Raw genomic sequence first — 3,025 nt, forward strand, 5'->3', positions numbered from 1 at the left:
TTGTCCAACGGTTTCCCGAACCCGGCCATCGCCAACATCGACGACGGCAACAACGCCTTCGACAAGGGCAGCCTGATCACCAACCGCTCCAGTTTCCTCACCGAGGCCAACTTCAACTGGAAGGAGGACTTCGGCCTGTTCATGCGTGCCAGCGGCTTCTACGACGACGTTTACAACCGCAGCAACGACAACCACACCGGCACCTCCAACTGCTTCGCCGGCGGCCGCTGCTCGCAACCCAACCACTTCCCCCACGACACTATCGACCAGCATGGCAAGGACATCCGCCTGCTCGATGCCTATGTCTATGGCGCCTGGGACCTCGGCGGGCACAACCTCAACCTGCGCGTCGGCGACCAGGTCGTGAGCTGGGGTGAGAGCCTGTTCATCGGCAACGGCATTTCCGGCGCCATGGCCCCGGTTGATGCAACCAAGGCCAACACCCCCGGGGTGGAACTCAAGGAACTCTTCCTGCCGGTAGGCCAGGTATTCGGCCAGATCGACCTGACCGACAGCCTCAGCTTGCAGGCCTACTACCAGTACAAGTGGGAGAAGACCGAGATCGACGGTGTCGGCAGCTTCTTCTCCGTCACCGACCAGATGGATGAAGGTGGCTTCACCGACGCCTTCGGTATCACCCGTCGGCTGTCGGACGACGAGCCCAGTGACAGTGGCCAGTACGGCGTTGCCCTGAACTACGTGGCGGAGTCGCTGAACAACACCGAGTTCGGTCTCTACTACGTGCGCTTCCACGACAAGGCGCCACAGCTGGACTTCCTCACCAACTGGAATACCGCCAATTACCAGGTCCGCTACTTCGACAACATCGACCTCTACGGCGCGAGCTTCTCCACCGTGGTCGGCGACACCAACGTCAGCGGCGAAATCAGCTACCGCGACGGCCAACCGGTGCTGGTCGATACCGGCCTGGTCCCGCACCCCGTGCGTGCCGAAACCATGCAGGCGCAGGTGTCCTTCATCCACTCGTTCGGAACCCTGCCGATCGCCGACAACACCACCCTGATCGGCGAGCTGGGCTACAACGAGGTGCTCGACAACGACCGCGCCGATAGCTTCACCGCCTTCGTGCCGGACGGTGCCGGCGGCGCCTTCCCGCTGAATACGGCAAACACCGACGAGCTCTTCTTCGACAAGAGCTCCTGGGGCTACACCCTCAACCTGTCGCTCGAGTACCTGAACATCTTCAACGGCTGGGACCTCACCGTGCCGCTGATCTTCAGCCAGAACCTGGGTGGCGACTCATCCCTGCCGGGCACCTTCGGCATGGGCGAAGGCGACCATCGCCTGGGCGTCGGCACCACCTGGCGCTACCTCAACAACCTGACCCTGGAGGCCCGCTACAACGCATTCCTCGGCGATGCCGGCGATACCCCCTTCGCTGACCGCGACAACGTCGGCATCAACGTCAAGTACAGCTTCTGATCCACTGCCGCAGGAGACTCAAGATGCGCACGAACAACAAGACCCCGCTCCTCGCCGGCGTTCTCGCCGCAGCCCTCGCCAGCGCTCCGGTCCTGGCGAAGGTCAGCCCGGAGGAGGCCAAACGCCTGGGTAACGACCTCACGCCGATGGGTGCTGAAACAGCCGGCAATGCCGACGGCAGCATTCCCGCCTGGAGCGGCAAGTGGCTGGGGGCTCCGCCCCAGGTCAACTACGGCGGCTCGGGCACTGCCTACGGCGACCCCTATGCCGGTGAGAAGCCGCTGTTCGTCATCACCGCCGATAACATGGCGCAGTATGCCGACAAGCTCTCCGAGGGCCAGAAGGCGCTGTTCCAGCGCTACAAGACCTTCAAGATTCCCGTCTATCCGAGCCACCGCGACTTCCGCTACTCCGACCGGGTCCACCAGCGCACCCTCGCCAACGCCACCAGCGCGGAGCTGGTCAGCGGCGGCGACGGTGTGGTCAAGGCCATCGGCGCCTCGCCCTTCCCGATCCCGAAGAACGGCTACGAGCTGATGTGGAACCTCAACCTCCCGGCCCGAGCCTGGAAGGAAGACGCCATCTACACCATGGCGCTGACCCTCTCCAATGGCACCCGCTCGCTGGAGTCCATGGACTACAAGATCCTCTCGGTGTGGGACTCGCCCAAGGAAACCGTGGAGTCCTTTGGCGGCCAGCAAGCCTTCGCGCTGGTCCAGACCCTGGAGCCGACCCGCAAGAAAGGCGAGATCATCCTCGCCCATACCTTCACCGACCCGATTTCCTCGCCGTCGCAGTCCTGGCAGTACCTGCCGGGCAACCGCCGGGTGCGTCGCGCGCCGACCGTGGCCTATGACACCCCGTTCGGTGCCGGCGGCTTCCGCGTGATGGACGAGGACCGCCTGTTCAACGGCGCCCCGGACCGCTACGAGTGGAAACTGGTGGGCAAGAAGGAAATGTACATCCCGTACAACAACTACAAGCTCGACGACCCGAGCCTGAAGCTCGACGACCTGCTGTCCACCAACGGCCACGTCAACCCCGAGTTCATGCGCTATGAACCGCACCGTGTCTGGGTGCTGGAAGCCACGCTCAAGCCCGGCAAGCGCCACATCTATGGCAAGCGCGTGCTGTACATAGACGAGGACTCCTGGATCGCCGTGATGGCCGACAACTACGACGGCAAGGGCCAGCTCTGGCGCAGCAACATGCAGACCACGGCCTACGCCTACGATCTGCAAGGCTTCCAGGCCCGGGTGGCGATCTTCCACGATCTGATCGCCGGTTCCTACCTGACCGACCGCCTGCTCAACGGCAAGCCGCCGGCGAAGCTGAACAACAGCGATTACGAAGCTGACTATTTCTCCGTCGCCAACCTGCGCAAGCTGGGCAAATAAGCGCCCTGATCGAGCGAGGCCCCCGGGCCTCGCTTTTTTGTGTCCCCCGAAAACCGCCTTCGTTCAGCCAGCAGTCGACCAAGGTTCCCTTCTCGCAATAGAGGAAACGATATGACGCACACGCTGTTGAAATCCGCCATCAGCCTGGCCGCCCTGTCCCTTTCGCTCCAGGCCAGCGCCCTGAA

Annotated in this window: 2 protein-coding genes; both read left to right on the plus strand. The window is 63.2% G+C overall.

The window, feature by feature from the left end:
- On the plus strand, window positions 1-1,443 hold a 1,443-nt coding region (locus tag E8F11_RS13395; RefSeq protein ID WP_280289303.1), incomplete at its 5' end, for a DUF1302 domain-containing protein.
- A 23-nt stretch (window positions 1,444-1,466) separates the two neighbouring features.
- Complete coding sequence (locus tag E8F11_RS13400; RefSeq protein WP_280289304.1) at window positions 1,467-2,840, plus strand: DUF1329 domain-containing protein; 1,374 nt, start codon at window positions 1,467-1,469, stop codon at window positions 2,838-2,840.
- Window positions 2,841-3,025: the final 185 nt, after the last annotated feature.

Source organism: Pseudomonas sp. BN417, from assembly GCF_029871205.1.
Classification (GTDB): Bacteria; Pseudomonadota; Gammaproteobacteria; order Pseudomonadales; family Pseudomonadaceae; genus Metapseudomonas.